Consider the following 7,809-nt stretch of genomic DNA (forward strand, 5'->3'; position numbering starts at 1 on the left):
TCTGTTGGTGTCCCGTCCATGGTGCCACGACGGTCAACCGGCAGCGCGTGGGAGCCCGCGGGTATCGTGGCACGGGTGAAGATCGACCTGCACACCCACTCCATCGCCTCTGACGGCACCCAGACCCCCGCGGACGTGGCACGCTCCGCCCGCGAGGCGGGTCTCAACGTCTTCGCGCTCACGGACCACGACACGACGGCGGGCTGGCAGGAGGCCGGCGACGCCGCGGTGCAGCTGGGGGTGGCCTTCGTCCCCGGCATGGAGATCACGTGCACCACGCAGGACGGGATCTCGGTGCACATGCTCAGCTACCTCCACGACCCCGGCTACCAGCCGCTCGTGGAGCGGATCGAGGAGTGCCGCCGCAACCGGCTGACGCGGGCGCGCAGCATGGTGGAGCTGCTCGCGGAGGACTACCCCATCTCGTGGCAGGACGTGCACCACCAGGTGGGTCCGGGTGCCACCGTGGGCCGCCCGCACATCGCGGACGCCCTCGTGGAGCTCGGCGTGGTGCCCACCCGCTCCGCCGCGTTCTCCGGCCTGCTCTCGGGGCGCTCGAAGTACTACGTGCGCCACCAGGCCCTGGACCCGGTGGAGGCCATCAAGCTCGTGCGCGCCGCGGGCGGGGTGCCGGTGTGCGCGCACCCCATGGCACCGCTGCGTGGACGCGTGGCGAGTGCGGCGGACTTCGAGGCCATGATCGACGCCGGGCTCGCGGGCCTGGAGGTCGCCCACCGGGACAACCCGGACGAGTCCCGCGCGATCCTCATGAAGCTCGCCGCGGAGCACGACCTGATCGTCACGGGCTCCAGCGACTACCACGGCGCGGGCAAGCCCAACCGGCTGGGGGAGAACTCCACGTCCGTGCGCTCGCTCACGAGGATCTGCGAGCAGGCCACCTCCGGCGTGGAGGTGCGCTGGCCCTGAGCCAGCCACCGCTCAGGGGGCGCGCAGCACCGGCACGTCCGGGAGGCGGCGGTGCATGACCGCCACGGCCTCCGGGTTGCTGTCCACCAGCACGAACCGGCGGTCCAGGGCGGCGCAGACCGCGCCGGTGGTGCCGGAGCCGGCGAAGAAGTCCAGCACCCAGTCCCCGGGGCGCGACGACGCCGTGACGATGCGACGCAGCACCCCCTCCGGCTTCTGGGTGGGGTAGCCGGTCTTCTCCCGGCCGGTGGGGGAGACGATGGTGTGCCACCACACGTCCGTGGGCAGCTTGCCGCGGGCGGCCTTGGCCGGGCCCACGAGACCGGGGGCCATGTACGGCTCGCGGTCCACGTCCTCGGAGTTGAAGTGGTAGGCGTCCGGGTCCTTGACGTACACCAGGATGGTGTCGTGCTTCGCGGGCCAGCGCTTCAGCGTGCGCGCCCCGAAGTCGTAGGCCCAGACGATCTCGTTGAGGAAGCACTCCCGCCCGAACAGGGCGTCCAGCAGGATCTTCACGTAGTGCACCTCGCGGTAGTCCAGGTGCACGTACAGGGTCCCGTGGCGGGCCAGCACGCGCCGGGCGTGCAGCAGCCGGGGCTCCAGGAAGCCCAGGTAGTCCGCGAAGGAGTCCTCGTAGCGGCGCAGGCTGCCGAGCACCGTCTCGTAGGAGCGGCCCGCGAAGCCCACACGGTCGCCCTCGCCCGCCGCCTTGTGGACGGAGCGGGTGGTGCGCCGCACCTGGTCCCGGCCCGTGTTGAACGGGGGATCCAGGTAGACCAGCGAGAAGCTCTCGTCCGGCAGCGACTCCAGGACCGTGAGGTTCTCACCGGCCACCACGGCACTGGCGCCCTCCGGGTCGAACGCGAAGGGCGCCCGCGCCGTCATCCGCCTCAGTCCTGGGCGGCGGGGGAGTTCTGCTCGCCCTGGGCGGGCCGGTTCTGACCCGAGGGGCGGCGACGCCGACGACGCCGCTTCGCCCCGTTGCCCGAGTTCTCCACGGACTTCTCGCGGGGGGCCTGGGTGGAGTCCTCGCGGGAGCCCTCACCGCCGGTCCTCTCGCCGGCGGAGCCGTCCCGCGAGCGCTCGCCCGAACGGCCGGAGCCTTCCGAGCGACCGCGGCCCGAGCCCCCGGAGTCGCCACGGCCGGAGCCGCCGCCGGAACTGCCCGAGCGACGTCGTGACCCGGAGCCGTCGCGCGAGCCGCCGGAGGAGCGCTTGTCGCCGCGCGCGGGGCGGGCGTCGCCCAGGTCCTCGAGCTCCTCGCCCGCGAGACCCTCGAGCGTGCGCTGGGAGCGGGGCAGCTTGCCCTTGGCCGTGCGCGGGATGTTGAGGTCCGTGTAGAGGTGCTCGGAGGACGAGTAGGTCTCCACGGGCTCGGGGATGCCGAGCTCCAGGGCCTTGTCGATCAGCCGCCAGCGGGGGACGTCGTCCCAGTCCACGAACGTGATGGCCGTGCCCTTGTTGCCCGCGCGCCCGGTGCGGCCCGTGCGGTGCAGGTAGGTCTTCTCGTCCTCGGGGCACTGGAAGTTGATCACGTGGGTGACGTCCTCGACGTCGATGCCGCGCGCGGCCACGTCCGTGGCCACCAGCACGTCCACCTTGCCGTTGCGGAAGGCGCGCAGGGCCTGCTCGCGGGCGCCCTGGCCGAGGTCCCCGTGCAGGGGAGCGGCGGCGAAGCCGCGGTGGATCAGCTCGTCCGCGAGCTTCGCGGCGGCGCGCTTGGTGCGCGTGAAGATGATGCTGCGGCCGCGGCCCTCGGCCTGCAGGATGCGCGCCACCACCTCGTCCTTGTCCAGGTGGTGCGCGCGGTAGATGACCTGGCGGATGTCCTTCTTGGTGGTGCCCTCGTCCGGGGCCGCCGCACGGATGTGCATGGGGTGGGTCATGTAGCGGCGCGCCATCGCGACCACGGGCCCCGGCATGGTGGCCGAGAACAGCATGGTCTGGCGCACCTCGGGAACGCTCGCGAGCAGCTTCTCCACGTCCGGGAGGAAGCCGAGGTCCAGCATCTCGTCCGCCTCGTCCAGCACGACCATGCGCACGTGGCTCAGGTCCAGGTAGTGCTGCCGGCTGAGGTCGATCAGGCGCCCGGGGGTGCCCACCACGACCTCCACGCCCTTCTCCAGCTCGGCGATCTGCGACTCGTACGGACGGCCGCCGTAGATGGTGGCCACGCGGGCGTTGCGGGTCTTCGCGGCGATCGCCAGGTCGCTGCCCACCTGCACGGCGAGCTCACGCGTGGGGACCACGATCAGGGCCTGGGGGGCGCCCGGCTTCTTGAGCTGCTCCCACCCGGCGTCGTCGCGGCCCACGGCGCGCTGCAGCGCGGGGATGCCGAAGCCCAGCGTCTTGCCCGTGCCGGTCTTGGCCTGGCCGATGATGTCCTGCCCGGACAGCGCGATCGGCAGCGTCATGGCCTGGATGGGGAACGGGGAGGTGATGCCGTGGGCGGCGAGGGCGTCCACGATGTCCTGGCGGACGCCGAAGTCCGCGAACGTGGTCTCGGCCACGGGCTCGGCGGTCTCGACGGCCTGGGTCCCGGTCTCGTCGAGCTCGGGGGCCTCGTCCTGCGGTGTTGCGGTGATGTCGGTCACGAAAGTCCTTCACGGGTTGGCGCGGGGCGCGAGCCACGGTGCCGCTGCCGGGTCCGTCCTGGTGGACGGGCGGCGCGGGCCGGGGGCCGCCGCGCGGTGAGAGGAAGCCGATCGTGAAACGCACCCCGTCCGGGCGCTCTGCGGAGGGCAGTGGTGCTCTCCGGGCGGGATCCTCGAAAACGGGTGACAAGTGAACGTGACGGTCTCGTGGGACGACCGGTCATCCTGGCAAACAGTCCCAGTGTACCTGCTGCACGCGCGGTGCCCCCGGACGGGAGGTCCGAGGGCACGTGCGGCGGGTCCTGGTGGTGGTTCCCGGCGGCGTCGGACGCCGCGGGGCCGGGGAGCGGATCAGCCGAGGGGCAGCGGCGTGAAGCCCACCTTTCGCTTGGTCTCCTGGCCGGTCTCCACGTAGCCGATGCTCGCGGCGGGGACCACGGTGGTGCTGCCCTTGGTGTCCTGGAGCACGAGCGGCGTGCCGGACTGCAGGGCCTCGCTGACCTTGGCCTGGACCTCCTCCGCGCCGAGCTCCGAGTTCACGACGAGCTCGCGGGCCACGTTCTGGATGCCGATCTTGATTTCCATGGCTTGCCTCCTGCGACGGCGCGCGCTCACCGCGCACCGGTGGGTGTCCTGTGTGCCGGACGCGGTGCCACCACCGGGGCGGCGGGCCGTGTCAGGCGTGGTCGTCGCCGCTCAGTCTAGGAGCACCCTCGGCCCGGTCCTCGTCGAGCATCCTGATTCCGCCCCAGGCTAAACGGAAGACCTGCTCCTGGACCTCCGCCCGGGGGCCGGAGTCCGGGTGGTTGACCCAGAAGACCGCGGAGGACTGCACCATGTGCACGAGACCGCGGGAGAGCAGGGTTGCCTGCAGGGCGGGGATGCCCGCGTTGGGCCCCAGCAGGGCGGCCACGGCCTCCGCGACCCGCTCGTAGAACTCGTCCAGCTGGGCGGCCACCTCCGGGAAGGACATCAGGTCCGCGGAGAACACGAGCTTGTGGGCCACGGGGCTGGTGCACACGAAGCCGAAGTGCGTGTCGATCACGTTGCGCACCCGCTCCTTGTCCGTGTCCGCGGCGGACAGGGAGGCCTCCAGGCGCTCGGAGAGCTCCCGGAGCGTGAACTCCACGAGGGCGAGGAAAAGCTCCCGCTTGCCGGGGAAGTGCTGGTACAGCACGGGCTTGGACACCCCCGCCGCCGTGGCGATCTCGTCCATGGACGTGGCGTGGTAGCCGCCCTCGGAGAAGACCCGCAGTGCGGTGCCGAGCAGCTGCTCCCGCCGCTGGTCCCGGCTCATCCGGCGTGCTCGGGGGTGCTCGGAACGGCTGTGCGCCTCGCCGAGATCGGTCGCGTTCATGGGGTCCTCCTCCGGTCCGGGCGGCACGCCCGTGGTGTCATCATCCCGCGGCACGCGGCCGGGGGGTGTCTGAGGGGGATCGTTCAGCGGGGGGTTCCTGCGCGTCCCCGGCGGTGCGGGGCGAGCCGACCTCCAGGCCGTACAGCGCTTCCAATCCGGTGATGTACTCGTCCGCGCGGCCCTCGGCGGCGAGCTGGCGGGCCCGCACGGTGGGCGTGTGCAGCAGCGAGCGCACCATGCGGCGCATGGCCAGCTCGATCTGCTCCTCCGCCCCCGTGCAGCCGTGGTGGGTGCGGACCTTCTCGAGCTCCGCGTCCAGCACGGACATGGTGTGCTTGCGCAGGGCCACGATCGCCTCGTCCATGCCCCGTGCGCTGCGGGCCGCCTCGAAGCGCTGGGCCGCGTGGTCCACGATCTCCCGCGCGGCGCTCACGGACTCGAAGGTCTCCTCTGGCGCGGCCACGCGCACGGACTCCAGGGTGATCAGCTCCACCTCGGGCAGGTCCGCGACGGCGGGGTCGAAGTCCCGCGCCAGGGCGAGGTCCACCACCGTGCGGGGTCCCTCCGGGAACACGTCCGCGGGCATGGGGGCCGAGCCCCCGGAGCAGCCGATGACGACGTCGGCCCGGCGCAGCGCCGCGGGCAGCTCCACCTCCGTGACGGGGGAGCCGCCACGCTGGTCCGTGAACTGCTGGGCGCGCCCGGAACCGGAGAAGACCTCGATGTCCGCGCAGCCGCGGTCGCGCAGGGCCGCCATGGTGGCGCCGGCGTAGGCCCCGGTGCCGAAGACGAGGGCGCGGCGACGGGGCCACTGCCCGGGGGTGATGTCGTCCGCGAGGTCCAGGGCCACCGAGACGATGGAGCGGCCGCGCTCGCCGAGTGCGGTGCGGGTGCCCACCTCGCGCGCGGTGCGGGCGGCGGCCTCGAAGAGCTGGACGAGGTGGGGGGAGGCGGTGCCGGACTGGCGGGCCTGGTTCAGGGCGCGGCGCACCTGGCCGGTGATCTCGCGCTCGCCGACCACGGCGGACTCCAGCCCGGAGACCACGGTGAAGAGGTGGCGGGGGACGCCCTCGCCCTCGTGGGCGTCCATGGTCTCGAGCACGAACCGCTCGTCCAGGCCGGAGCGCTCCGCGATGCGCAGGGCGAGGTCCTGCTGGGCCCGGTGGACGGCGCGGGGGTCCTCACCGGGGACCTCCCCGTAGAACTCGAGCCGGTTGCACGTGGACAGCGTGACGGCGCCCGTGAGCGCTCCCGTGGAGACGGCGTCCTCGGCCACACCGAGGGCTCCGGTGCTCAACCGGGCGACCGTGTTGAGATCAACGGACCGGTGTGATGCGACAAGACAGAAAAGAACCACAATCCAGCCATCCTAGACGAAGTCGTTGCCCTGCGCCCAGCCTAGCCGCGGCGCCCGGCAGCGCGGGGTTGGAAGGTGCTGCACGACGGACACTTCGTCACCAAAACTCGCGGGTCTCCTTTGGCACAATGGAGGCACTATGGCTTCCCAGATCGAGCGCGACGGCGACCACCGCGACCCCCTCAGCACCGAGACTCCCGCCGCATCCGCGGCACCCGGGGTGGTCGGCACGGACGGGTCGGGGGTGGCGTCGGGACCGGGTGGGCCGGGCCCGGAGGAGGCGGGGGATCACGAGGCGCTCTGGGCGCGCCGTCTCTCCAGGGTGCCGCACGGCCACCCGCTGCACGGCGCAGTCCGCGACTCCGCGCTCGTCCGCACGCTGTGCGCGCTGCCCGCACCGCACACCCCCGTGTGGTTCATGCGCCAGGCGGGCCGCTCGCTGCCCGAGTACCGCGAGGCCCGCCGGGGCACCGGAATGCTCGAGGCCTGTCTGGACCCGGCGCTCGCCGCGGAGATCACGCTGCAGCCGGTGCGCCGCCACGGCGTGGACGCCGCCATCTTCTTCTCCGACATTGTGGTGCCCATGAAGCTAGCGTCCGTGGACGTGGACATCGTGGCCGGGCGCGGGCCCGTGCTGGAGCACCCCGTGCGCACCGCCGCGGACGTCGCGGCCCTGCCCGAGCTGCCGGACGCAGCCCTGGACCCGATCCGCGAGGCCGTGTCCCGCACCGTCGCGGAGCTCGGGGAGACCCCGTTGATCGGCTTCGCCGGAGCACCGTTCACCATTGCGGCCTACGCCGTGGAGGGCGGTCCGTCCCGGGACCACCTGCGGCCCCGCACGATGATGCACGCGGACCCCGCGGCCTGGGACGCCCTCGCGCAGTGGGCGGCCCGCACGTCCGGGGCGTTCCTGCGGGCGCAGGTCGAGGCCGGGGCGAGCGCCGTCCAGCTCTTCGACTCGTGGGCCGGCTCGCTCTCGCTCGCGGACTACGAGCAGCACGTCCAGGCGCACTCCGCACAGGCGCTCGCGGCGGTCGAGGACCTCGGCGTGCCCAGGATCCACTTCGGCACCGGCACGGGGGAGCTGCTGGGCGCCATGCGCGACGCCGGTGCGGACGCCGTGGGCGTGGACTACCGGATCCCGCTGGACGTGGCCTCCCGCAGGCTCGGTGAGCGTACCGTGGTGCAGGGCAACATCGACCCCGCTCTGCTGGGCGCACCGCGGGACGTGCTGCACGAGCACGCCCGGGACGTCCTGCGTCGCGGTCGCAGCGCCCCCGGCCACGTGGTCAACCTGGGCCACGGCGTTCCCCCGGAGACGGACCCGGACGTGCTGAGCGAACTCGTGACCTTCATCCACAAGGAGACCCGGTGACAACTTCCTCCGGTGAGAAACGGCGCACCCCCAGGCGCCCTCGGACCGCACTCGTGGTGGGTGGCGGGGTGGCCGGTCTCACGGCCGCGCGCGACCTCGCCGCGGCGGGGCTGCGGGTGACCCTGGTGGAGGCCTCGGACCACTTCGGTGGTGCCGTGGGCGCGCACGAGGTCGCGGGACTCGTGCTGGACTCCGGGGC

The 7,809-nt window shown here is 72.9% G+C and carries 8 protein-coding genes; 3 read left to right on the forward strand and 5 right to left on the reverse strand.

The features are described from left to right. The first annotated feature begins 75 nt into the window (after nt 1-75). Nucleotides 76-927, forward strand: a complete 852-nt coding sequence (locus D8M39_RS10275; protein ID WP_094394844.1) for a PHP domain-containing protein — start codon at nt 76-78, stop codon at nt 925-927. 12 nt (nt 928-939) lie between these two features. Here the strand turns inward: D8M39_RS10275 and D8M39_RS10280 are convergent, their stop codons facing one another. From D8M39_RS10280 to D8M39_RS10300, 5 genes are all read right to left on the reverse strand, one after another. Further along, complete coding sequence (locus D8M39_RS10280; RefSeq protein ID WP_094394333.1) at nt 940-1,812, reverse strand: site-specific DNA-methyltransferase; 873 nt, start codon at nt 1,810-1,812, stop codon at nt 940-942. A gap of 5 nt (nt 1,813-1,817) precedes the next feature. Beyond that, nucleotides 1,818-3,521 carry a DEAD/DEAH box helicase gene (locus D8M39_RS10285; protein WP_055086563.1) on the reverse strand — a complete coding sequence of 568 codons (1,704 nt, stop codon included), beginning with the start codon at nt 3,519-3,521 and terminating at the stop codon, nt 1,818-1,820. Between the two features lie 351 nt (nt 3,522-3,872). Further along, on the reverse strand, nt 3,873-4,106 hold the full coding sequence (locus D8M39_RS10290) for a DUF3107 domain-containing protein (protein ID WP_055086565.1): 234 nt from the start codon (nt 4,104-4,106) through the stop codon (nt 3,873-3,875). Nucleotides 4,107-4,197: 91 nt separating this feature from the next. Further along, nucleotides 4,198-4,878, reverse strand: a complete 681-nt coding sequence (locus tag D8M39_RS10295) for a TetR/AcrR family transcriptional regulator (protein WP_094394331.1) — start codon at nt 4,876-4,878, stop codon at nt 4,198-4,200. A gap of 40 nt (nt 4,879-4,918) precedes the next feature. After that, complete coding sequence (locus tag D8M39_RS10300) at nt 4,919-6,235, reverse strand: glutamyl-tRNA reductase (protein WP_055086567.1); 1,317 nt, start codon at nt 6,233-6,235, stop codon at nt 4,919-4,921. A gap of 139 nt (nt 6,236-6,374) precedes the next feature. Here D8M39_RS10300 and hemE point away from each other — a divergent pair, with 139 nt between their 5' ends. Then, entirely contained in the window at nt 6,375-7,610 is a 1,236-nt protein-coding gene (gene hemE / locus D8M39_RS10305) for a uroporphyrinogen decarboxylase (RefSeq protein ID WP_094394329.1), read from the forward strand. Beyond that, the coding region (locus D8M39_RS10310; RefSeq protein ID WP_126874964.1) for an FAD-dependent oxidoreductase at nt 7,607-7,809 on the forward strand (203 nt) is incomplete at its 3' end. The genes hemE and D8M39_RS10310, both read left to right, overlap by 4 nt.

It is taken from the genome of Kocuria sp. HSID17590, assembly GCF_003989485.1.
Classification (GTDB): Bacteria; Actinomycetota; Actinomycetes; order Actinomycetales; family Micrococcaceae; genus Kocuria; species Kocuria salsicia.